The following is a 22748-nucleotide window of genomic DNA, read 5'->3' on the forward strand; positions in this document are numbered from 1 at the left end:
TGCCATGAAGGGCATCATCCTCGCCGGCGGGTCCGGTACGCGCCTGTACCCGCTCACGCTCGTGACCTCCAAGCAGCTGCTGCCGGTCTACGACAAGCCCATGATCTACTACCCGCTGTCCACCCTCATGCTGGCGGGCATCCGCGACATCCTGGTCATCTCCACGCCGACCGACCTCCCCAACTTCGAGCGCCTGCTCGGGGACGGCTCGCGCTACGGCGTGAACCTCTCCTACGCGGAGCAGCCCAGCCCGGACGGCCTGGCGCAGGCGTTCACCATCGGCGAGGAGTTCATCGCCGGCGAGCCGTGCGCGCTGGTGCTCGGCGACAACATCTTCTACGGCAACGGCCTTTCGCGCCACCTGACGCGCGCCGTGCAGAACGCCGAGTCGGGCCGCGCCACGGTCTTCGGCTACCACGTGGACGACCCCGAGCGCTTTGGCGTCGTGGAGTTCGACCGCGAGGGCCGTGCCGTCTCCATCGAGGAGAAGCCAGCCGAGCCCAAGAGCTCCTACGCCGTCACCGGCCTGTACTTCTACCCGGGCGACGTGGCCGCCAAGGCGCATGGGGTGGAGCCCTCCGCCCGCGGCGAGCTGGAGATCACCGACCTCAACCTGATGTACCTGGAGGAGGGGACGCTGTCCGTCGTCACCCTCGGCCGCGGCTACGCGTGGCTCGACACCGGCACCATGGAGAGCCTCCACGAGGCCGCGGAGTTCGTCCGCGCCGTGGAGCACTCCCAGGACCTGCCCGTGTCCGTGCCCGAGGAGATCGCCTGGGAGAACGGCTGGATCACGACCGCGGAGCTGGAGGAGGCCGCGGAGGCCTACGGCAAGTCGGTCTACGGCCGGCACCTGAAGAAGGTCGCCGCCGGCGAGATCGTCAACAGCCCGCGCGAGTACTAATTCAATCCAATGGGAGATAGAAACATGTCTGAAGAGCTCTTCGAGCCCAGGAACATCATCGTCACGGGCGGCTGCGGCTTCATCGGCAGCAACTTCGTGCACTACGTCGTGGACAACCACCCCGGCGTCCACGTCACCGTCCTGGACAAGCTGACCTACGCCGGCAACCCCGAGAACATCTCCGGGCTGCCCTCCGACCGCGTGGAGCTCGTCGTGGGCGACATCTGCGACGCCGCGCTGCTCGATGAGTTGGTGCCGGGCCACGACGCCATCGTGCACTACGCCGCCGAGAGCCACAACGACAACTCCATCGCCGACCCGGAGCCGTTCCTGCGCACCAACGTCGAGGGAACCTTCCGCCTGCTGGAGGCCGTCCGCAAATACGGCGTCCGCTACCACCACGTCTCCACCGACGAGGTCTACGGCGACCTTGCGCTCGACGACCCGGCGAAGTTCACCGAGGAGACGCCGTATCACCCGAGCAGCCCGTACTCGAGCACCAAGGCGTCCTCCGACATGCTGGTCCGCGCCTGGACCCGCACCTACGGCCTGCGCACGACCATCTCCAACTGCTCCAACAACTACGGACCCTACCAGCACGTGGAGAAGTTCATCCCGCGCCAGATCACGAACATCATCGACGGCGTGCGCCCCAAGCTCTACGGCCGCGGCGAGAACGTCCGCGACTGGATCCACACCGAGGACCACTCCAGCGCCGTCTGGGACATCCTCACCAAGGGCCGCACGGGGGAGACCTACCTCATCGGAGTCAATGGCGAGAAGAACAACATCACGGTCCTGCGCATGATCCTCGAGGCGATGGGCCGCGACCCCGAGGACTTCGACTGGGTCGCCGACCGCCCCGGCCACGACCGCCGCTACGCCATCGACTCGACCAAGCTCCAGCGCGAGCTGGGCTGGAGGCCGGCGCACACCGACTTCGCCGAGGGGCTCAGGCAGACGATCGACTGGTACGTCGCCAACGAGTCCTGGTGGCGCCCGGCCAAGGAGGCCACCGAGGCCAGGTACAAGGCACAGGGCCAGTAGGAGGGGAGAGACATGGCTGACATCGCATTCGAGAAGGACCTCTCCGTCGCCGAGACCGGCATCGGGGGCCTCAAGGTCGTCGACCTGGCCGTCCACGGCGACTCGCGCGGCTGGTTCAAGGAGAACTGGCAGCGCGCCAAGATGTGCGCCCTGGGCATCACGGACCTCCGCGTCGTCCAGAACAACGTCTCCTACAACGACAGCCGCGGCGTCACGCGCGGCATCCACGCCGAGCCCTGGGACAAGTTCATCTCCGTGGCCCGCGGCTCGGTCTTCGGCGCATGGGTGGACCTGCGCGAGGGAAGCGAGACCTACGGGAAGGTCTACACCTGCACCCTGGACCCGTCCAAGGCCATCTACGTCCCGCGCGGCGTGGGCAACTCCTTCCAGGCCCTGGAGGACGGCACCGCCTACACCTACCTGGTGGACGCCCACTGGTCGCTGGAGCTCAAGAGGACCTACACCTTCGTGAACCTCGCCGACCCGGAGCTCGCCATCGAGTGGCCCATCCCGCTTGCGGAGGCCACCGTATCCGAGGCCGACCTCAACCACCCGATGCTGAAGGACGTCGTCCCCATGGCACCGAAGCGCACCCTCGTCACCGGCTGCAACGGCCAGCTGGGCCATGCGGTGCGCGCGCTCGCCGAGGAGCGCGGCGTCGCCAAGGACTTCGACTTCTGCGACATCGACACCTTCGACATGTCCGACCCGGACGCCTACTCCAAGTACGACTGGTCGCTCTACGGCACCGTCATCAACTGCGGCGCCTACACGGCCGTGGATAAAGCCGAGACCCCCGAGGGCCGCGTTGTCGCCTGGAAGGCCAACGCGACCGGGCCGGCCCTGCTCGCCCGCACCTGCGCCGGGCACGGGATCACGCTCGTCCACATGTCCAGCGACTACGTCTTCGACGGCACCGCGGAGGTGCACACCGAGGACGAGCCCCTCAGCCCGCTGTCCGTCTACGGCCAGACCAAGGCAGCCGGCGACATCGCCGTGGCAGGGGGCCCCCGCCACTACATCATGCGCAGCTCCTGGGTCATCGGCGAGGGGCACAACTTCGTGAAGACCATGAAGGGGCTGTCCGACCGCGTCGCCGACCCCGAGGACGGGCTCGAGCGGGTCACCGTCGTGGACGACCAGCTGGGCCGCCTGACCTTCACGCGCGACATGACCGCCGCCATCTTCCACGTACTGGGGACGCACGCCCCCTACGGCACCTATAACTGCACCGGCTCCGGTGCCGTGAGGTCCTGGGCGGACATCGCCCGCGCCGTCTTCGAGGCCGCCAACGGCAACGGGGACAAGGTCGTGCCGGTTTCGACCGCGGACTACTACGCGAATGCCGAGGGCCCCATCGCCCCGCGCCCGGTCCACTCCGCACTCGACCTTTCCAAGCTCGAGTCGGTCGGGTTCCACATGTCCGACTGGGAGAAAGAGCTGGGGGAGTATGTTGGCTCGGATGGCGACAGCGTCGCTCAATCAACTATGGGGATAGAAGCCGTATGAGTGTCGAACTTTCCTCATTGTTTACGAATTCTGATGGCCATGGGATTGGCAAGAGCAATTTCGTACCTACAAAAACCTATAGCCTCTTTACCAATTTGCTGCTTTTCTTCATTTGCGGAAATGTGGCGCTTGATTTCTTTTCAGGATTATTCGGCATAAGCTCGTTTTCCCAAATTGTCCGAATGACTTTCTTTGCCTTGTTGTTATATATAGAACTTCGTCTTGACCCTAAAGGATTTTGTATACTGTTTCTTGCTTTAACGTCGATTGTAATTCAATCTGTGCTAATGCAGGCGTTTAGCACAGAAGGCATGACAGCGTCTACATTACTTTATGACATAAGCATCGGTATTAAACTAATAATTTGTTTTGCAGTTTTCTTTGCTTCAAAAAGTTTGATTCGCTGCAATGCGTTGTCTATTAATCAAGTCAAAAAAGCAATATCTATCGCTGCAATTTATGTTCCGATTCTATATTTGGGATCGATTGCTTTGGGACTTGGGGCATCAAGCTATTGGGATGGCTCAGGCTATAAAAGCGTCTTTTCTTCTCTTAACAGCATCAATGTTTCTATGATTGTGCTTTTTGCTTATTCGGCTGATGCTGTATTTATACAGAAAAAGTCTCTTTGGATTATCCCAATGGGGTTAAATCTAATTTCATTATTATTGCTTGGCACAAAGGCGGGATATCTATTCGCCTTTTTCATAGTGATGTATTACTTATTAATTCCCCCTGAAACTAGGTTGAGAAATGCCGTGATCGGAATTCTCGTTTTTGCTGGCCTGCTATTCGCCTTCAATAACGTAACCTTTCTAAATGAAATGCTTGAAAAGGTATCTGTTCGTCAAACTTACCTTTTCGAGAATCGTTCATTAATTGACTACCTCACAAGTGGACGAACCTGGATGCTGGCTGAAGCAACCAATCTATTTATTGCAAGCAATAATCCTCTGGGTTTCTTAATCGGCAATGGGTACTATCGTTTTCACCATGATTTAGCTGTATCAAGTGGCTATTTATTAACTGCAAACGTTAGACCGATCGAATTTGATTGGGCTGATTTATTTTTTTCCTATGGGGCCTTTGCCTTTATCTGTGTATATGCCTTTTTGTTTAAACAGCTGCGTCTGTCTTGGCGAACAAGAAACGAAGGACATTTTCAATTTATAGCTTTACTTGGAATGCTTGCGTTTAGCTGTGTTGGTGGTCATGTCTTTTTTGAAGCAATTTCTTCAGTAACGTTGGGTTCCGTTTTGGCCTGCATCTATGAGGATAGTAATGGACGATAAATTTAAGATGATTCTTTCGGCTTGCACCGAAGATCGGAGCAATGTTATTGCCAAAGGTCAAAGTGCTTGGTCAAGACGCTGCGGTATCGACTTGCTCTTGAAAATGCTGCTTGTCTATATCAACTCGATTGGCTTGCGTCATGCACCAGAATCGACAATTTACGTTGATGAAATTAAGAATAACAACATGGTTTCTAATTTGCGAGATACTGCGGAGATCTGCGATGCTGAGAAAGCTACGTTCATTTGTCTCAATAGTTACTCGCCAAATAGACACATCAAAATGGGCGTGTTTTGGCCGATATTTAAAGCTGTGACCCTTGTTGTCCTTTCCCTGCCTCGTGTTCTTTCTTTTATCGGCAGCGAATGCACCGTAAATGATAGTTTAGCTAGGTTTTTAATTAAACGAATGGATAACTACGTTGCGCGTATAGGCTACCAGCATCCTTTTATTTTGATGACTGACCATCATTTTTATTCAACAGTCATAGCCATGAACGACCATGCAACATCCGCAGTTCTTCAGCATGGCCTAATTGGAGACGCTCGATTCTTTTCGCCTGTGCGTGCCACATATTTCTATGCCTGGAGCAAAAAGAGCGCTGTTCTTGTCAATTCAGAAAAAGCTGTCGACGCTGGTACTTATAAATTTTCAAAATTGATGAGACTGGAACCTAAGCATTATGTTGAGAGTTTTGCTGACGCAAAACGTGTCTTGCTCATTCTTTCCAGCTCGAAAACCTCTGAACAGATTTCTCATCGCATCGAACCTCTCCTTAATCTTCAGAATCGCTTCGGTTTCAAGCTGCTCATCAAAATGCATCCTGGCTCCCTGTTTTCCATTAATGAACTGCGCGACGCCGTTTCGACGAGTGATGTTGAACTATATAAGGAAGAGAAAATTGAAGCAATTGATTTTGATTTCGCCTTTATTGAGCAGTCTACTGCTGCGCTAGACGTCGCTTGTCTTGGAACCCCCTACATTGTTATTGACGAGTCTCTTGACAGCTATTTTTCCGAATACCAAGAAATGTTGCCTACCGCAAGTAATCCTGACGAGCTGCTGAGGTTGACGGTTGAATTTAGTTTGACCAAATATATGCCAGCCTATACGTCCTTCTTGGAACAAGAAATCGACAACGGTCAATGCCGCATCGATTCGCTTATTCATCGTTTGCAAAACGAATGTGGGTCAACATATGGAGGGCGGTATGGCAAGTAGTTCTTCGAATAAGTCTGGAAAAGCAAATACATTCCTTTGGAGTTTCATTGAACAAGGTGGCTCTAAGGCTATTCAACTTTTCGTTCAAATTATTCTTGCTCGATTGCTATCCCCTGAGGCCTTCGGTATTTTGGCAATATTGTTGGTGGTTACTCAAATCACCGATTCTATTGCCCAAAGCGGTCTAGGGATGGCACTTATTCAAAAGAGCGATGCCGACGATCGTTCTTATTCCACCGCTTGGTGGCTGAGTCTCGGATTGGCAGCCGCTCTATATATCGTGGTGTACTTTACGTCGCCGACAATCTCTGTCTTCTATAATATGCCAGATCTCGTGGTTTATCTTCGAGTGCTCGGTGTAATAGTCTTTTTCAACTCGGCAAACTCTATTCAGCGTTCCTACCTCCAACGAAACATGAATTTTAGGTGCATTTTCGCCGCCACGACAATAGCCGCGCTCATTTCGGGCTTCGGAGGCGTGGTGCTCGCTTTCTTTGGGTTTGGCGTTTGGTCTCTAGTCTTACAGTCTTTGCTTCAAAGCATTTTCATTTGTATTGTCATGTGGCTGCAAATCAGCTGGAAACCTGCATTTACGTTCGATGTCGCTCAGGCGTGGTCGTTATTTAGTTATGGCTGGAAGATCTGCATTACGGGAATTCTGAATGTTATCTACTCCGGCATCTCGGAGTTGATAATCGGTCGTGCCTGTTCAACCAGCGAACTCGGGCTGTACAGCCAAGGCCGTAAGTATCCCACTGCAGCAATTGGGGTGATGAGCAATTCCATCGCCAACGTATTATTTCCAATGTTTTCAGCAATTAAAGGAGATTCTGAGGCACTTCGTGGCGCCATACGTCGCGGGCTCACGCTCGGTACGTTTCTCGTCGCCCCCATATCTTTGCTGGCTGCCGTAGTTGCCAAGCCACTAGTTGCCATTCTCTTGACAGAAAAATGGCTCGCTTGTGTTCCAATCTTTCAGCTGACGTGCATCTCTAATGCCATTTTGATGATTCAGCTTGTAAACCTCCGAGCGTACATGGCTCTGGGAGATAGCTCTCTTTATATGCGTCTCCAAATTATTAAAGTTTTGGGCGGAGGAGCCATCATATGGATCACCGCCGCCCTCACCCACGATATTTACCATACGGCTTGGGCAAATTTCATCGTTGGAGTTATCTCGATCGTCTTCGTCGACGCTACACCTGCAAAGCGCCTTCATGGCTATTCGTCTTTGAACCAGGTCAAGGACGTTCTGCCAATCTTATTCCTCTCTCTCGTTGCCGCTGCGGCATCGCTCGCTGTTCAGCTTCTGGGGTTGGGCTGCGTTCCCGAATTGTTTCTGCAGGGCATCCTTTTCGCTTCTGTCTACCTGGGAGGAGCAAAGCTCTTCAAGTTCAGTGAATTATCCGAGGCAGCATCACTCTTGCGCGGGTTTATTTCAAGGAGAAGCTGAAGCTCAACTCTTTATTAGGTTACTTATCAATTCGAATACGATAGAAAGGGATCAATCCAATGTCGACATTCAACGGGTCAACTTTAATGATTACGGGAGGAACGGGATCCTTCGGCAATACCGTCCTCAAGCATTTCCTGACCTCCGATGTGGGGGAAATTCGTATTTTCTCCCGCGACGAGAAGAAGCAGGATGATATGCGTCACGAGCTTCAGGCTCGATATCCTGACCATTTCGCTAAGGTGAAATTCCACATTGGCGATGTACGTAACATTCAATCCGTGCGCGATGCCATGCATGGCGTGGACTATATCTTCCATGCAGCAGCCCTTAAGCAAGTTCCTTCTTGCGAGTTTTTCCCGATGGAGGCTGTCCGCACCAACATCATGGGCACGGATAACGTCCTTCACGCTGCATCGGATGCAGGTGTTAAGCGAGTCGTTTGTCTCTCCACTGATAAAGCCGCGTATCCCATTAACGCTATGGGAAAGTCCAAAGCACTTATGGAAAGCGTGATCTTCGCCAATGCTCGTAGAGCTGCAGAAAAAGGCGATACGGTGGTGTGCTGTACTCGTTACGGTAACGTTATGTGCTCTCGCGGTTCTGTTATCCCACTCTTTATTGAGCAGATTCACGCTGGTAAACCCATCACCATTACGGATCCCAGCATGACACGATTCCTGATGAACCTTGATGAGGCAGTTGACCTTGTTAAGTTCGCATTCGAGCACGCCAACCCGGGTGACCTTTTCATTCAGAAGGCAGACGCAAGCACCATTGGCGATCTTGCGAAGGCCGTTCAGCAGCTGTTTGGCGATACGGGTACAACTATCATCGGCCCGCGCCACGGAGAAAAACTGTTTGAGACGCTCATGACTCGCGAGGAGCGCCTGCGTGCCGAAGATATGGGCGGTTATTATCGCGTGGCAGCCGATATCCGTGGTCTGAACTATGACAACAAGCAGGCCACCGGAGAGGTGAGAACCATGACCGACGAGGCCTATACGTCCCACAATACCAACCGACTGGATGTTGAGGGCACTGTAAAGAAAATCATGACTGCTGAGTATGTACGCGAAGAGCTTAATGGTATCCGCCACATCTAAAGGAGGGCAAGATGATTTATAGGTTCCCGTTGCGTGACGTCAAAGACATGCTGCTCAATCAAATCGGTAACAACTTTTTTAAGTCAATTGATGATGAGCGCCTGATTACCAAGCATATGGAGCGAACGCTCGAGAGGCTGGAGCGCAATATCTCTGCTAATGAAAATAAGTACTACTGGAGACTTAATGCGGCGGGGGAGCGTGAGGCATACTTCGATCCTCTGCATACTTGCCATTGGATGCTGTTTCTGTACCTGACGGCTAACACTATTTTCCGAGAGGAAAAAGACAATCCCACTGCAGCACGTATTGTTTGCGACAAGATCTACGGTCAAATGAAGACGGTTTCGGGTTGCGACTTGTATTACGAAGTTGAACTGCCTGAGACTTTCACCTTCGATCATCCGACCGGCTCCTTCATGGGCCGAGCAACCTACGGAGAGGGCTTCTCGTTTACTCAGGGGTGTACGGTCGGCAATATTAACGAAGTCTACCCGGTCATCGGCCGTGACGTGCAAATGTGTACCGGTAGCAAGGTGTTGGGCAATTCTCACATCGGTGACGGCTGCCTGATTGGAGAAGGTGCCGTCGTAAGGGATGATGATGTGCCTGCCGGATCAGTTGTCTACGGCAAAACTCCGAATCTGAAGATTATGCCCAGGAACTAATAGTACTGTTCAACAGGAGGTTTGACATGAAGGAACTCGCAATAAACGGCGGCAAACCCACTAGTCTCAAGGTTTTGGGCTATGGACACCAGGATATCAACGAGGACGACATTAAGGCAGTGGAAGATTGCCTGCGCGGTGACTATCTGACCTGCGGTCCCGCGACCGAAGCCTTCGAAGAGTCCATTAAGGCTGCCACAGGGGCTAAATTTGTAACTGCCGTGGCTAACGGCACTGCGGCTCTGCACGTAGCATGTCTTGCCGCAGGCATTAAACCCGGTGATGAAGTGATAGTATCTCCTATCACTTTTGCCGCATCGGCTAACTGCGTGCGCTACTGTGGTGCTACGCCTGTGTTTGCGGATATTGATCCGAAGACCTGGAATATCGATCCAGCTTCAATCCGTGAGAAGCTTTCCGCCAAAACGAAAGCAATTGTGGCTGTTGACTTTGGCGGTGTTCACGTTGCTTCTGATGAGATTCGCAAGATTTGCGATGAGAACGGTCTGACCTTCATTGAGGACGCAGCCCATGCAATGGGCACGTTCCACAATGGCCGCGCAGTGGGTGCTATCGCTGATATCACTACTTTTAGCTTCCATCCGGTGAAGACCATCACTACTGGTGAAGGCGGCGCCGTAGCAACGAATGATCCCGAGCTGGGTAAGATGATCGAGCTTTACGCCAAACACGGCATTACGCGCAACCACGATATGATGCGCGAGACGGACCAGGGCGGTTGGTACTATGAGCAGCTAGTCTTGGGCTACAACTACCGCATTAGTGACATTGAGGCATCTCTTGGCGTAAGCCAGATGAAGCGACTAGACCAGTTCGGCTCTCGCCGTAAGGAGCTCGTTGCCTTCTATAACGAGCAGTTCTCCAAGATCCCGGAGGTGCAGTTCCAAATGGATGCCTCTCCTGAAGATACCGTGCGCCACCTCTATTGCCTAAAGTTTGACACGGAAGCACTTGGCGTAAACCGTCGTTGGATCTTCGATGCTTTGCGTGCTGAGAACTTGGGTGTCAATGTTCACTACCTGCCTGTTTACCTATTACCATACTACAAGGACCTGGGACACGGCCGCGGCGACTGTCCTAATGCCGAGGATTACTATGATCACTGTGTAACGCTTCCGCTGCACTGCGGACTCTCCAATGAGGATGCGCAACTCGTTGTTGACGCGGTTACCAAGGTCGTTGAGTGGTGCCGTGCCAATAGGGGTGCGAAATAATGCCCTCTAGTGTTTGCATCATTACTGCCCGCGGTGGCTCGAAGCGAATACCGCGCAAGAATGTCCGCGATTTCTGTGGCAAGCCCATGCTGGCGTACTCGGTCGAGACTGCGGTTACGAGCGGCATCTTCGACGTCGTGATGGTCTCGACCGACGACGACGAGATTGCCGACGTGGCTAGGAAATACGGGGCCGAGGTTCCCTTCATGCGCAGCGAGGCTACGAGCAACGACTACGCCACGACGGCGGATGTGTTGCGCGAAATACTCTCCGAGTACGCCAAACGCGGCATCGAGTTTGATAGAATGTGTTGCTTGTACCCGACGGCACCCTTCGTCCAGGTCTCCGAGCTCATGGAGGCCTCCGAGATGATTGAAGCGGGGGCCTCATCCGTAATCCCTGTTACCTCATTCGATTTCCCGCCTCTGCGCGGCTTCAGGGTGGGTGAGGACGGCTCGCTCGAGTACGCCTTCCCCGAGTACGCACAGACCCGCAGCCAGGACCTCCCCGAGATGGTTCACGACTGCGGGAGGTTTTACTTCGCGAAGGTCGCGTCTTACTACGAGACCGGCAGCTTCATCACCAATAATACGAGATTTCTGCGCATACCCAGCAGGCTCGTACAGGACATCGACACTCCCGAGGATTGGGAGCTGGCCGAGCAGAAATATCGAGCCATGACCCAGGAGGACTAGACAATGAGACTATTCGAGACCATAAAGCGCGGCGACGTCTACTTCATTGCTGAGATGAGCGGCAACCACGGCGGGAGCGTCGACAAGGCAATGGAAATCGTCCGCTCCGCCGCTGAGGCAGGCGCGGATTGTCTGAAGCTTCAAACCTACACCGCCGACACTATTACCATTGACTGCGACTCGCCCGACTTCCAGACGACGCCTGGCGGGCTGTGGGAGGGTAGGACGCTCTACGACCTCTATGAGGAGGCGCACACCCCCTGGGAATGGCAGGCCGAGATTAAAGAGGAGTGCGAACGCTTAGGCATGGACTTCCTGTCCTCCGTCTTCGATCCGACCTCCGTTGACTTCCTCGAGTCCATCGGCTGCGAGATGTACAAGATTGCTTCGCCTGAGCTAGTCGACGTGCCACTTATCCGTTACACCGCCTCAAAGGGCAAGCCTATGGTCATTTCCTGCGGGATGGGTACCGCGGACGTAATCGCCGTCGCCGTTAACGCCTGCCGCTCTGTAGGCAACGACCGCATCGTGCTGCTGAAGTGCACGAGCGAGTACCCCGCCGTCTACGAGGACATGAACATTGCCACCATGACCGACATGCGCGACCGGTTCGGGTGCGCCGTTGGCCTTTCTGATCACTCCATGGGCTGGGGTGTCGACGTGGCTGCGGCCACGCTGGGAGCGAGCGTCATAGAGAAGCACTACTGCATCTCCCGCGAGCAGAAAACTGTGGACTCGGAGTTCTCAATGGAGCCCGCCGAGTTCAAGGCGATGATCCGCGACGTTCGACGCGCGAAGGCATCCATCGGCCATGTCACCTACGAGCGCACTGAGAAGGAGGAGAAGGGCCTTCCCGGCCGTCGCTCCCTCTACGCGGTGAAGGACATCGCGCGCGGCGAGGCTTTCACCAACGTGAACGTGCGGAGCATCAGACCTGCCTATGGAGTGGCACCCAAGCACCTGGACGCGCTTCTCGGCCACGCAGCGCAGCGCGACATTAAGTTCGGAGAGCCCATCATCCAGGCCGATCTGGAGAGCTTGTAGCGGGCGAGCTGAGGGAAAGGAGAACGGTTTGACCAAGAAATGTCTTGTCATAGGTGCCTCGAGCTTCATTGGTGCCTATGTCGTGGATGCACTACTCGACGCTGGTTACGAAGTAGTCGGCACGGGCAGGAACCGGCGATTCACGGACCACTACCGAAAGCTTGGCGTCGAGTACATACCCCTCGACCTCGATGACCCATCTGGCATCGGTGCCCTCCCCACCGACTTCGATTTCGTCGCCCATCTGGCGGGAAGGCTGCCAGCAAACTCGGCCTTCGACCTTTCCACTGAGGACGACGCCGCTGAATATATCAGGACGAACGTCCTGGGGACCGCCTTGCTCCTCGAGTGGGCGCGCAAGAACGGCGTGCGCCGGATCGTTTCCACCACTTCCTACGCAGACGTCCAGAACAGCTGGAGCGCTTCGGAGCCCGTGCGCGAGGACTGGCCGCGGAACTTTAGGCTGGACGGCGACCACGCCGCCTACGTTATCTCGAAGAATGCCTCCGCGGACCTGCTTTTCTACTACAACGAGCAGTACGGCATGAGAAACTGTGTCTTCAGGCTCCCCCCAGTTTACGGCTGTGGTCCTCACGGCTCGCTCAGGGTCAACGGCGCTGTCAAGAAGTCGGGCATTGGCCTTTTCGTTGACAAGGCGAAGGTAGGCGAGGACATAACCGTATTCGGCGATGCTGACGCGGCGGTCAGAGATATCGTCTACGTCAAGGATGTCGCGCAAGCATTTATAAAAGCGGGAGAAAGCGAGTCAGCCTCTGGCCTATACAACATCGGCTCGGGGCGCGCGGTTTCCCTCCGCGAGCAGGCTGAGGCGATAGCCGACGTCTTTTCGGGAGCCGCTGGCACCTCCGAGGTCTGCGTCGACGAAACCAGGCCGAACGGCATCCAGCCTTACTCGTTCGACATCTCCCGCGCGGCGTGCGATTTCGGCTATGCTCCTGCTTTTGCCGATTTCCGCGATTTGATGGCAGACTGGAAGGTTGAGGAGGAGAGAGGCGTGATGCCCACGCTGTTTGATGCTACCCATAAACCGAGCGGGGGTCTCCTAGACTAGGGGTCGCACCGGGCACCCTCTCTTTTAATCCTCGTGCTTAGAAAAAGCGGCGGGATGCATATGGAATGCTACATCCAGCTCCCCTTCGGCAGAGTTTCGCTCTGGCGATTTGTCTCCTATGACGTCGCGAGGACCTATGATTGGGTTTCGGACCTCTGGTATACGGGCGATTTTACTGGGTCTGCAGTGCCGAATCCTGGGGCGCACCGCAGGTATTTCGAGAACGACTTGGTGGATCACAGACAGGTTTCCTTCGCGGTTTGCGTTGGCGAGTTCTTTATCGGCAGCGCCGTCCTTAAGTACTTCGAAGGCGATTCCTGTGAGTGCTTGTATTACATTGTGAATGAGTTACAGCGTGGCAAGGGCTACGCCAAGGAGATCGTTAACCTTCTCTGCCGCGTAGCGTTCTCTATCGAGGGCGTGGTTCGCATTAAAGCCAGCGTACTTAAATCGAACCCCAAAAGCTCGAAGGCTCTTCTTTCGAACGGATTCAACGAACGCGGGAAGTTCGTCGACGAGAAGAGGGTTTCATAATGTATGAGAAACGAAATTGGTAAGATGAAAATGGTGAACACTTCACGAAGGAAAGTCTTAATACGCACTGACGCCAACGCGGTGATTGCGGGAGGCCACGTCATGCGTTGCCTTTCCGTGGCCGACGCACTCGCGGGCCTTGGCGCTGATGTCTCATTCGTCCTTTCGGATGGCAACTCCGTCCAGCTCATAGAGTCCCGGGGCTTCGCAACGTCCGTTCTCGGGTCCAACTGGAGAGATATCGGAGATGGGGCCGATGAGCTTTGTCGTCTCTGCGACGACGCCGAACTTCCAATCGTCCTTGTTGACACCTACTCGGTGTCTAGGGAATTCGTCGACTGCCTCGCTCAGCACGCCAAGGTATGCTATCTCGGCAGCAAAGACGGAGATCTCGGCAAACTTTCCCTTATCATTAATTACTCGACTTGTATCGATGAGGCATTCTATGAGGAAACATATGGTGATCGTGGGACGAAACTCCTTTTCGGTCCCAAATACGCACCGCTTAGACCATGCTTCGCCAGTGCATATCGTGAATGCAGCGCCGAGATTGAACACGTTCTCGTGACTACGGGAAACACGGATCCTCAGGGCTTTCTCCCTACTTTCTTAGGTGTGGCTCTTTCCGATAAGCGTCTTTCCAACATCACCTTCACAGCGGTAGTAGGCAGAATGGTCTCTGACGATGTCGCTGCAAAGGTTGAGCTCATTGAATCGAGAAGCTCTAGGGTTAAGATGCTTCGCGCCGTCACTGATATGGCTGGGCTGATGGGTCAATGTGATGCCGCCGTCTCTGCAAATGGCACGACGGTGTACGAGCTTTTCGCTGCAGGTCTTCCCTCTGTAACTTTTGCGATGGTTGAGGAACAGGTGCAGAGCGCTGAGTCTCTCGCGAAACTAGGGGCTGTGGAATACTGCGGACTCATGGGCAACGAGCCGCACGCCACCGCAATTGAAAGCGTTAATCGGCTCGAGGATCTCGTCGCGTCTCATGACAGGGCCGTAGCCCTCGCGACTCGCGCACACGCTCTCGTAGACGGCTACGGCGCAAATAAGATAGCTAAGGAGATACTCTCGCTATGACAAACGTAGATCAACGCAGGACAGTAGTGATGCTCGGCGGAAGTAGGCTGCAGGTACCCGCCATCATGGCGGCACAGAGGCTTGGATTCCGCGTCGTATGTGCCGATTATGACCCCGATGCGGTGGGCTTTAAAGTCGCCGACGTCTCATCGCTTACGAGCACGCTCGACGTCGAAGCTGTGGAAGCACTCGCTCGCGAGGAACAGGCAGACTTCGTGATTACATCTACGAGTGACGCTCCCGTAAGGGTAGCGGCCGTCGTCTCCGAGAGGCTCGGGCTTCCCACCGGCATATCATCAACTGACGCAGTGTGCGCCACACAAAAGGATGCCATGCGGAGAAGGCTCGCCGATCACGGCGTGCCCATGCCCGAGTTCGAAGTGTGCAACAGCGCTGATGAGTTCGGACGCGCCCTGGAGCGCTTCGGTTACGACTGCATCGCGAAACCCGCGGACTCCGCCGCTAGCCGCGGCGTAAAGCTCATTACTCCCGAGGACCGCGCGACGTCAGCGACTGAGCTCTTCGACCTCTTCCGCAGCTTCTCCCGTAAGGGAACTGTAATGGTCGAGCAGCGAGTCACCGGTCGGGAGGTGAGTGTGGAAGGCATGACGGTTGATGGCAAGACGACCATTCTAACCATCACCGATAAGCTAACAACTGAGCCGCCCTTCTTTGTCGAGCTTGGCCATTCTGAGCCCTCAAGACTTCCAATCGAGGCTCAAGAAGCCATTCGCGAAGTTGCGAAAAAGACCATCGATGCCATCGGCATCGTGACTGGACCTTCGCATACGGAGATCATGCTCACCGACGAGGGTCCGAAGGTTATCGAGATGGCTGCACGACTTGGAGGCGATTTTATTACTTCCAAACTCGTACCACTGTCGACCGGTCTCGATTTTGTTGAGGGGACCGTGGCCGCAGCTCTTGGACTGCCGTTTGACTTTGAGGTAAAGGCGCATCGTGGGTCGGCAATTCGCTTTATCACTGCGGATCATGCTGGAACGATATCCTCCATTGATGTGGCGGATAATCTCTGCCACACTGAAGGCCTTGGGGAAATCGAGCTATACCTTAAGCCCGGAGATTCTATTGAGACGCCGCACTCAAGTAATGACCGAATCGGACATGTCGTATGCAGCGGCGATAACGCCGATGAAGCTGCGGCACGAGCTGAATGGGCACTTGGACAGATTAAGGTAAACCTGAGCTAGCGCATTTTGGAATTGGTGTTAGGAAAGTATTATGGATGTATCGATTATTGCGCCGTATATCGTTTCGATACTTGCCGCGATAATTTCCGGCTTCAGCTCTTATTTGGTAGCCCACAATAAATCCGCTTCGGAAATTCGAACGCTCAAGGAAGCAAATGAGCATGAAATCGAAAAGCTCATGAAACAGCACGAAGTTGATTTGGACAACTTAAAGGAGACCCATAAGCTTGAGATGGAGAAACTCGAAGCGGAGCATAGATATTCCCTCGAGCTGGCGAACTCCAACGCGCAGAATGAAATGACCAAGCAGCTGATGGGTTCCCTTGTCGGAAATTTGATGGCAGCACCACAAATGCAAGATCTCTTTGCAAGCGCGTTGGCTGATTCAATTAAGAAGGGTAAACAAGAGTAGCAACTAAAACGATAGGACATTTATCGTCTCAATAGTTAATGCTTGCATTTTTGAGGACGGACCGCTTTGTTACTAGCTAACAAAGCGGTCCGTCCTTATTTGTACAGCTTCCAAGATCGCAGAAGAACGACTGTATGACGTCGAGTTGTACCTTCGGGACGATGATGTCGTCCTGGTAACATACTCGGAAGATTCGAACGAGGACGGCGGACTCCATTTCCAAGGGTTTTGCTTTGACATTGGGGGTGTTCGAGATGTCGCCCAGCTCTACATTGACGCCCTTTACGAGCTCGATCGTTACGTATCGAGATTGAGGAACAAGGACTTCGAGTGAGGCGTTCGCCGTAATCTTGTGGTCGCTCTCGTCGAGGTTTATCCAGCTTTTGATTTCGCCCGATGAATTATCTTGCCGCTCACGCAGATTTGCCGATTCGGCGATTGGTGAGGGGTTATCAAGACGCCGCTTTGGGCATTGTTTATAGAATAAGGATGACAGCACGATTTCGAGGATGTTCGCGGGAGATACGAGGGGATTTTGTAATTCTCTTTTATAGCCTTTGCATCAGATTTAGAAACTGCTGGTTAATTCAGATTCGCGCAATCAGCGAGGTTAATTGGAGGTGTTCGTGGTCAAGAACTTCTTTGTCACTTGTGGAGTATGTGGATGCGTGCATCGTGTGCGCGTCCAGGCTGGATTTGTTAATGACTATCCGGTTAGATACTTGTGTCCGCAGTGCCGGAACCGCATCGACGGAGCGGTTCGCCTTGACCCGAGCTGCGCTTTGATTGATTTTAAGCTCGACCCTGGCACGGTTGCCTCCATGGGTGGAAATTTAGATTGCGCCCGAGTTATGGTGGAGTTATCTGGTGAGCTTCCGTCATATAAAATATCTGTAGAACATCGTGCCTGCATGACAAGCCCCTTTATCAGAGCCTCTGAGCTGATTCCATTTGATGAACTCAGCGAGTACGTGAGTAATATGGTTTATTGTCTTCATTATTACCGCGAAGACTGGCCTACCCTGAGGACCGCTCTTCAACTGTATTGCGATGGGCATGACGATTATGCGGATAAGGTTCTTTCGGAATTCGAGCGCAAACTGTTAGGCGAGGACAATCGACACTATTCCTTGCTGAGCCGAATCGCGAGAATGTCTTGGCTCGGTCTCCCCATGATTGCGGGAAGCGACGCGCATGAGCGCGCTGTTGAATGTGAAAAACTCGTTTCTTGTCTAGAGGCAGAGGCGCTTTCCGGCCTAGCAGGTTACTACCTCAAAACCGATATGACTGCCAAGTCGCTGCTTGCTGAAATCAACGAAGTTCTGGATTCCGTAGCCGGATCATTTCCGGTTCTCCTCAACGGTTTTACTTTTCTTATGGCGGGAGACGCCTATGACTTGGAAAAGTACGGTACGTTCTGCTGCACTCCTAGTGATATTGAGAAGCTTTATTGTCGGGAATATGAGCTTATTGGCAGCCTGCTTGTTCTGTTTATCGGGCTCGACAACATCGAATGTAACGGGGCGTTCGATGTCATGCCCAAAGGCGTAGATCTAGGTGCAAAGTCGTTCGACAAACTTTCTGTAGCCCCTAAGGCAAAGCGATTCAACGCTGTCGGTACGGGCTCATTTACTGGCCATATCAAGCAGTGTTGGAATCCGGTTCTGCGCAATGCATTTAGTCATAATCGGACGGATTTCGACTGCGCGACTCAAGTCATTCGCACTTTGCGTGAGGATGGGACCAACGATTCTCGAGGCAACACCTATTTGCTTGAAATGGTTCGCGATTGCATTTTGATGGCTCGGGAAATTATGGTATTTCGTGGTGTCTTATTCCATTTCATTGGAAGTGGGCTGTGGTAAGGATTGGACTTAACGCCGATGTGCATGCACGGCGTAAATCGTGGTGCACATGTGCGTCAATCATCGAGCTGTGGGTGTGAAAGCGATATGCCAGCGACGGTCATCTCTGGCCATCTCCGCGTTTGCACTCGCAAGGCAAGGATTAAGGTGCGCCGCCCTAATTGGCATTGGAGCGTCGACGACCGCGTCTATAAATTTTGATGAACAGTGATATGGACTCATTGTTATAGCTAGGAGCCAAACATGGAAGCACCCGCCGTTCTCTATCATTATGCAAGCCTAGATACGCTGGCCTTGATTCTGCATAATCGAACTATCAGGTTCAGCCGGTTAGATAAGGTTGACGACCCACAAGAACAGCGTTCAGCAGACTCTCAAAATCTTGGAAAAATGAAGCTCGTCAGTTGTTGGACCTCTTCTGATGAGGAAAGCATCCCCATGTGGCGCGAGTATGCTGGAGCTGAATGTGGAGTAAGAATCCAAATGAAGAGTCATCCGTTTAAGCGGTACTCTGTGTCTACCGAAAGCCTAAGTAAGCTATCTAGTGACGCAGTTTTGAATACTCCTGGTGGCAAGTTTGATGGACTTCAATTGCCGCTCGAAGACTTTTGGGATAAAAAATATCATTTTAAAGAAATGGCCCGAAGCGTTGAGATGCTTCATGAAGTCCAGTATACGAACGATAAGTCGCTTCTGTTTCCAAAGTTGATCCGTAACTTCGAAAACGGCTGGATAGAAGCCGATTTAAACACACTTGGGATTCACAAAGCTACTGCCTGGTCATACCAAAACGAATGGCGATATGTTTTGACGGCAGTTCCTGTGGGCATCGCCTCTGTAATCAAGGGTGATGTTGAAGCAGTTAAGAGGGCCACTGAGGTCATACTTGATAGATGCGATCCCGAAATTCCTTCCTTTTACGATTTGATTATCTCAGACGAAGCATTTTCTTCGATGAAGATCGTCGCTTCCCCAAAGATGACGCCGGGGAACCGATTAATTCTGGATGAATTAGTGCAGAAATACGCACCTGGCATTGATGTTGCAGAAAGCTCGATTGAGTTGGTTTAAATAGGCAGCAATATGATGCCGGAGGTTCCCATGTGTTGTCTGCGAATTCATGGTGGGGGAGCCGATACTCTTCTAATCCAATGCGCAAATAATCAGATCGCACTTTTGGACAGCTCTAGAAGTTCTTACTGATAACTGCATATCCGCAATAAGGGAAGGGCTGACAAGTGGCTGCCGATATGCCCCTTCTTATTAAAGCCAATTTGCTACTTATTAAGGGTCTAAATAATTACTGCCCACCCGAACTTATCGTCCTTGACTATTAAACATGGTTATACTGCAAGGAGTATTCTTGTTTGTTCTTTTGGAGCTCGGCATATGCAATTTAATTATTCCGCGCTTGATAGCTATGAGTTTGAGTTGCTCAGTCGTGATGTCGCCGAAAAGCTTATGCATATTAAGCTGTCCTGCTATACCGAGGGCAGGGATGGCGGGATAGATGCCTCCGATTTTTATTTCTGTGGTTCTCATGCCTGTCCATCGGTTGTCGTTCAAGCCAAGCATTGGACTCAGCATGTGCGTTATTCCAGGCTTGAATCAACTTTATTAGCTTTGATTAAACAGCTAGACTCTCGCGGTAATCTTCCCTCCAGATGTTTAATACTTACTGTGGCCTCTGGCGTTACGAGAGAATTCCAACAGCGATTGTTTTCTAAGGCGGAAGCTCTCGGTGTTCAAGATTTCAAACTACTGGATTCCGTTAAGCTTGACCAGCTCCTTTCTGATGAGTCTAATTCAGATATTCTGCGTAATCATTTTAAGCTATGGATTGCTGGGGCCAATGTGCTGCAAAACCTGTACAACAGGTCATTCTTTGTAGGCTGTGATTTGTATCTTGCTAATATCGATGAACGCAAATCCTTATTTGTCCAAACCGCTCTATTTAACAGGGCGGTCAATATTCTCGAATCAAACCCCTGTCTAATCATCACCGGCGATCCGGGTACGGGCAAAACCACACTTACACAAATGCTCGCCCTTCAAATGTCCGCAGCTGGTTATCGCGTTCTCTATTCTTCATGCTATGAATTGGAGGGCGTAATTAGCGCATCTTCGCCCGATTCCAACCTACCGGAACTTATTGTACTAGATGATTTCCTTGGACAGAATTTTCTTGATGTCGATTCAAAGTTGCTGCGCCTGATTAGCAGCTTACTTTTTATGGTTAAGAAATCTGACAAGCGAAAGATAATTCTCAATTCACGCATTTCCATTCTCAACGAAGCTGGTAGGAAGGACGATTCTTTTCATCGTTTGATTCGCAAACTTGATGATCAGCTTGTTTTAATAGACACCAGTTCCATGGCCTTATTTGACAAAGCTCGAATACTTCTTTCTAACTTGCGATTCGAAAACGTACCGCAGCCGTACATAGAGGCGCTATCTAAAAAAGTCGATAAAGATAAAGCGGGCTGCGTTAAGATTTGTGAACACGCCAACTATAATCCTCGTGTGATTGAGTATTGTTCTCGCCCGGAATTTATTGAGCAATGTGATTTGAACAATTACTGTTCAGAGATTGTTTCACGTCTTAATAACCCTATTGATATCTGGAAAAACGAATTCGAAGAGCGTCTTGGTGAGGAAGAGAGAGTTCTTGCTTTTCAACTATTTTCGTTTGGAAAGAAATTCGTAAGCCTGTCACATCTAAAAACTGCCTTTAATTCTAGAATCAAACTATCTTATGGGATTGATTGTTCTATCGATTGCTTTGATCGTGCAATCAAGCGCCTTGAGTCGGCCGTAATCAAAACGGTTGTTATCGATGGTGAGCGGCATGTTGCAATGATTAACCCTTCTGTTAATGATTACTGTGCCGCCTTTCTTGCTGGAAATACCCTAGAGTCTACAGCGATAGTGGAATCAGCAATATATGCCGATCAGCTAGAAACCATTTTTAAGGTCAATACAGATAGGTCCGTTATCGACGCATTTAAATTCAGGGCCATTAAAGGCGAGGTTTTAACCCTTAAAGTTGATTGCCCTGGATCTTGGCTTCGTCTATGTCCGGAGCATTATGTTTGTTCTGTATTGCGACAGATTATTGGTCTTCTTATCGATAGTGATTTTGAATGGATTGGATCTCTTCTGAGTGAAATGCTCGATTCAGAAAACACTAAAGCCTGGGAATCTGTTTCGCTTTTGCTGGTTGGCTCAGGTCGGGGTGCTTTCTATAACAGCCCATACTATGCGGAATTGCTATGCTCCTTTTTGAACTTGAGTCATTTAGCGATAGGTACAAGCTATTTAACAGCCTATGACTTATTGGAAGACCTTGAAAGAGCTAAAAAGATACTGAATGTCTCCGATAAAGTTTCTGGACGTCTTTCACTTGCGCTTAAGGCGGAAGCGAATCGTTGGCTTAAAGAATATGTCATAGATTCCGTTGAGAGCTTTGGTAATGGTCGTGATTGGGAATCTGAATATCAACCTTCGATGTTCGACTGTTATATCGAGGATTGGGAAACGTTTGTAAAAAAGAAGATTCACGATGCGATGCTCAAGAATTTAAATCCATATTCGATACTTTATGGTTTTTGTGACGGTTTAGGTGAATTTCTAACGGAAGACATTTCGTTAGACCAGGTAGAGGAAGTAGTTAAAGATTGCGTTTCCGAATTTGTATGGGATTTGAATCTTGAGTATAAAGACGATAGGGAAGACCGCGTTGTCGACACTGCCGACGATTACCGATATGAAATGGCTCAATATCAAAATGATATAAGAGCTGTAGAGAAACTATTCATCGAATCATGTTGATTCGGTCTTGGGTTCTAGTCGGATAATCCAAGCATCTTTATAGAACGGTGCATGCTTCATGTAAGCTCTTGTTGTGAATAGTTGCATGGGCGAGCAGTGGCCGGTCCAAGGCGTGTGCTGTCTGACGACAAAGTCAAACAGCGACAACTTACGAGCGAGCTCCATCAAGGGCGTCATAAAGTGCGTTAAGGGCAAGGGCGTGCCCGTGGTGGTCTACGAGCCCACGCTGGACGCGCCGGAGTTCTTCGACTCCGAAGTGGCCCACGACCTGGAGGCCTTCAAGGCTGGCTGCGACGTGATTGTCGCCAACCGTTGGAGCGAAGAGCTCGCTGACGTGGCGGACAAGGTGTACACGATGGGTCTGTTTAAGCGGGATTAGGGGAGAGACCGCCTGCGCTAGGTAGGGCCTGACCTGCAGCGAAGTCACCTTAGCTGAGGACGGGGCGTATCGGCTAGCGCCGATACGCCCCGTCTTTCGTAGTTATCAGCAATTACAATAACGAATACCGAATGTGCGAGTTCAGCAAGATCAGCATGTAGGGAAGGCATTAGCTGCTAAATATAT

At 52.1% G+C, this 22748-nt stretch carries 20 protein-coding genes; all 20 read left to right on the plus strand.

The features are described from left to right. Window positions 1–4: 4 nt before the first annotated feature. A complete protein-coding gene (gene rfbA, locus DXC18_RS01260) occupies window positions 5–904 on the plus strand; it encodes a glucose-1-phosphate thymidylyltransferase RfbA (RefSeq protein ID WP_117716098.1) in 900 nt (299 codons plus the stop codon). Between the two features lie 24 nt (window positions 905–928). After that, window positions 929–1951: a dTDP-glucose 4,6-dehydratase gene (gene rfbB, locus DXC18_RS01265; protein ID WP_117716099.1), complete on the plus strand. Its 1023-nt coding sequence runs from the start codon at window positions 929–931 to the stop codon at window positions 1949–1951. 12 nt (window positions 1952–1963) lie between these two features. Next, window positions 1964–3460: a sugar nucleotide-binding protein gene (locus tag DXC18_RS01270; RefSeq protein ID WP_117716100.1), complete on the plus strand. Its 1497-nt coding sequence runs from the start codon at window positions 1964–1966 to the stop codon at window positions 3458–3460. Further along, a complete protein-coding gene (locus DXC18_RS01275) occupies window positions 3457–4752 on the plus strand; it encodes a hypothetical protein (protein ID WP_117716101.1) in 1296 nt (431 codons plus the stop codon). Before DXC18_RS01270 ends, DXC18_RS01275 begins: the two co-directional genes overlap by 4 nt. After that, on the plus strand, window positions 4742–5974 hold the full coding sequence (locus tag DXC18_RS01280) for a hypothetical protein (protein ID WP_117716102.1): 1233 nt from the start codon (window positions 4742–4744) through the stop codon (window positions 5972–5974). The genes DXC18_RS01275 and DXC18_RS01280 overlap by 11 nt, the downstream gene beginning before the upstream one ends. Then, entirely contained in the window at window positions 5964–7427 is a 1464-nt protein-coding gene (locus DXC18_RS01285; RefSeq protein WP_158551932.1) for a lipopolysaccharide biosynthesis protein, read from the plus strand. The genes DXC18_RS01280 and DXC18_RS01285 overlap by 11 nt, the downstream gene beginning before the upstream one ends. A gap of 59 nt (window positions 7428–7486) precedes the next feature. Then, a complete protein-coding gene (locus DXC18_RS01290; RefSeq protein ID WP_117583138.1) occupies window positions 7487–8533 on the plus strand; it encodes a polysaccharide biosynthesis protein in 1047 nt (348 codons plus the stop codon). 11 nt (window positions 8534–8544) lie between these two features. Then, window positions 8545–9201, plus strand: a complete 657-nt coding sequence (locus DXC18_RS01295; protein ID WP_117716104.1) for a transferase — start codon at window positions 8545–8547, stop codon at window positions 9199–9201. Between the two features lie 26 nt (window positions 9202–9227). Then, entirely contained in the window at window positions 9228–10436 is a 1209-nt protein-coding gene (pseC, locus tag DXC18_RS01300; RefSeq protein WP_117583140.1) for a UDP-4-amino-4,6-dideoxy-N-acetyl-beta-L-altrosamine transaminase, read from the plus strand. Continuing rightward, window positions 10436–11131 (plus strand): pseudaminic acid cytidylyltransferase, encoded by a 696-nt coding sequence (gene pseF, locus DXC18_RS01305; RefSeq protein ID WP_117583141.1) that lies wholly within the window; start codon window positions 10436–10438, stop codon window positions 11129–11131. Before pseC ends, pseF begins: the two co-directional genes overlap by 1 nt. 3 nt (window positions 11132–11134) lie before the next feature. Then, entirely contained in the window at window positions 11135–12175 is a 1041-nt protein-coding gene (pseI, locus tag DXC18_RS01310) for a pseudaminic acid synthase (RefSeq protein WP_117716105.1), read from the plus strand. A 28-nt stretch (window positions 12176–12203) separates the two neighbouring features. Beyond that, window positions 12204–13247, plus strand: a complete 1044-nt coding sequence (locus DXC18_RS01315) for an NAD(P)-dependent oxidoreductase (RefSeq protein ID WP_199409665.1) — start codon at window positions 12204–12206, stop codon at window positions 13245–13247. Between the two features lie 60 nt (window positions 13248–13307). Continuing rightward, window positions 13308–13781, plus strand: a complete 474-nt coding sequence (locus DXC18_RS01320) for a GNAT family N-acetyltransferase (RefSeq protein ID WP_158551934.1) — start codon at window positions 13308–13310, stop codon at window positions 13779–13781. A 3-nt stretch (window positions 13782–13784) separates the two neighbouring features. Next, window positions 13785–14864, plus strand: coding sequence for a PseG/SpsG family protein (locus tag DXC18_RS01325; RefSeq protein WP_199409666.1), 1080 nt, complete (start codon window positions 13785–13787; stop codon window positions 14862–14864). Next, complete coding sequence (locus DXC18_RS01330; RefSeq protein WP_117716106.1) at window positions 14861–16075, plus strand: ATP-grasp domain-containing protein; 1215 nt, start codon at window positions 14861–14863, stop codon at window positions 16073–16075. The genes DXC18_RS01325 and DXC18_RS01330 overlap by 4 nt, the downstream gene beginning before the upstream one ends. Window positions 16076–16106: 31 nt before the next feature. Then, window positions 16107–16487, plus strand: coding sequence for a hypothetical protein (locus tag DXC18_RS01335; RefSeq protein WP_117583146.1), 381 nt, complete (start codon window positions 16107–16109; stop codon window positions 16485–16487). 782 nt (window positions 16488–17269) lie between these two features. Further along, on the plus strand, window positions 17270–18352 hold the full coding sequence (locus DXC18_RS01345; RefSeq protein WP_233508967.1) for a hypothetical protein: 1083 nt from the start codon (window positions 17270–17272) through the stop codon (window positions 18350–18352). 243 nt (window positions 18353–18595) lie between these two features. Then, a complete protein-coding gene (locus DXC18_RS01350) occupies window positions 18596–19423 on the plus strand; it encodes a DUF2971 domain-containing protein (RefSeq protein WP_117583149.1) in 828 nt (275 codons plus the stop codon). Window positions 19424–19741: 318 nt separating this feature from the next. Then, entirely contained in the window at window positions 19742–22183 is a 2442-nt protein-coding gene (locus DXC18_RS01355) for an ATP-binding protein (protein ID WP_117716108.1), read from the plus strand. Between the two features lie 73 nt (window positions 22184–22256). Then, the gene (locus DXC18_RS01360; RefSeq protein WP_199409667.1) at window positions 22257–22562 is read left to right on the plus strand and encodes a UDP binding domain-containing protein; all 306 of its coding nucleotides are present in this window, start codon (window positions 22257–22259) and stop codon (window positions 22560–22562) included. Window positions 22563–22748 lie beyond the last annotated feature (186 nt).

This window comes from Collinsella sp. OM08-14AT (genome assembly GCF_003438115.1).
Lineage (GTDB): Bacteria > Actinomycetota > Coriobacteriia > Coriobacteriales > Coriobacteriaceae > Collinsella.

Bases quoted from the DNA above. Each gene is read 5' to 3' on its own strand.
- rfbA (WP_117716098.1), top strand. From the start codon at position 5: ATGAAGGGCATCATCCTCGCCGGCGGGTCCGGTACGCGCCTGTACCCG.
- rfbB (WP_117716099.1), top strand. From the start codon at position 929: ATGTCTGAAGAGCTCTTCGAGCCCAGGAACATCATCGTCACGGGCGGC.
- DXC18_RS01270 (WP_117716100.1), top strand. From the start codon at position 1,964: ATGGCTGACATCGCATTCGAGAAGGACCTCTCCGTCGCCGAGACCGGC.
- DXC18_RS01275 (WP_117716101.1), top strand. From the start codon at position 3,457: ATGAGTGTCGAACTTTCCTCATTGTTTACGAATTCTGATGGCCATGGG.
- DXC18_RS01280 (WP_117716102.1), top strand. From the start codon at position 4,742: ATGGACGATAAATTTAAGATGATTCTTTCGGCTTGCACCGAAGATCGG.
- DXC18_RS01285 (WP_158551932.1), top strand. From the start codon at position 5,964: ATGGCAAGTAGTTCTTCGAATAAGTCTGGAAAAGCAAATACATTCCTT.
- DXC18_RS01290 (WP_117583138.1), top strand. From the start codon at position 7,487: ATGTCGACATTCAACGGGTCAACTTTAATGATTACGGGAGGAACGGGA.
- DXC18_RS01295 (WP_117716104.1), top strand. From the start codon at position 8,545: ATGATTTATAGGTTCCCGTTGCGTGACGTCAAAGACATGCTGCTCAAT.
- pseC (WP_117583140.1), top strand. From the start codon at position 9,228: ATGAAGGAACTCGCAATAAACGGCGGCAAACCCACTAGTCTCAAGGTT.
- pseF (WP_117583141.1), top strand. From the start codon at position 10,436: ATGCCCTCTAGTGTTTGCATCATTACTGCCCGCGGTGGCTCGAAGCGA.
- pseI (WP_117716105.1), top strand. From the start codon at position 11,135: ATGAGACTATTCGAGACCATAAAGCGCGGCGACGTCTACTTCATTGCT.
- DXC18_RS01320 (WP_158551934.1), top strand. From the start codon at position 13,308: ATGGAATGCTACATCCAGCTCCCCTTCGGCAGAGTTTCGCTCTGGCGA.
- DXC18_RS01325 (WP_199409666.1), top strand. From the start codon at position 13,785: ATGAGAAACGAAATTGGTAAGATGAAAATGGTGAACACTTCACGAAGG.
- DXC18_RS01330 (WP_117716106.1), top strand. From the start codon at position 14,861: ATGACAAACGTAGATCAACGCAGGACAGTAGTGATGCTCGGCGGAAGT.
- DXC18_RS01335 (WP_117583146.1), top strand. From the start codon at position 16,107: ATGGATGTATCGATTATTGCGCCGTATATCGTTTCGATACTTGCCGCG.
- DXC18_RS01350 (WP_117583149.1), top strand. From the start codon at position 18,596: ATGGAAGCACCCGCCGTTCTCTATCATTATGCAAGCCTAGATACGCTG.
- DXC18_RS01355 (WP_117716108.1), top strand. From the start codon at position 19,742: ATGCAATTTAATTATTCCGCGCTTGATAGCTATGAGTTTGAGTTGCTC.